Origin of the sequence: Pelomicrobium sp. G1, from assembly GCF_051905455.1 — a bacterium.
In the GTDB taxonomy this organism is placed as follows: Bacteria; Pseudomonadota; Gammaproteobacteria; order Burkholderiales; family UBA6910; genus Pelomicrobium.
Map to the genome: position 1 here is coordinate 1 of NZ_JBQACR010000127.1, position 407 is coordinate 407.

Genomic DNA, 407 nt, shown 5'->3' on the forward strand with positions numbered 1-407 from the left:
TCGCGCTGCTGGCCGTTTGCAGTGGGGCCTATGGGGCGGATGAACCACCGAAAAAGGAATACGTAGCGCTCGCGCCGGTGATCGTGACGGCAAGCCGCACCGCGGAAACCGCCGACGAGACCCTGGCCTCGGTCACGGTGATCACCCGGGAGGACATCGAGCGCAGCCAGGCGTTGTCCGTCCAAGAGGTGCTGCGGGGACTCGCCGGGATTTCCATCGCCAACAACGGCGGGCTGGGAAAGAACACCTCCGTGTTCCTGCGGGGCACCGAGTCCGACCACGTGCTGGTGCTGATCGACGGCATCAAGGTCGGCTCGGCCACCCTGGGTCAAGCCGCGTTCCAGGACTTTCCCATGGAGCAGATCGAGCGCATCGAAGTGGTGCGCGGCCCCCGCTCCAGCCTGTAC

General features: G+C 66.1%; 1 protein-coding gene. It reads left to right on the plus strand.

Annotation, left to right across the window (positions count from 1 at the left end; translation table 11 throughout):
- On the plus strand, positions 1-407 hold a 407-nt coding region (locus ACTFO6_RS17810; RefSeq protein ID WP_439935755.1), incomplete at both ends, for a TonB-dependent receptor plug domain-containing protein.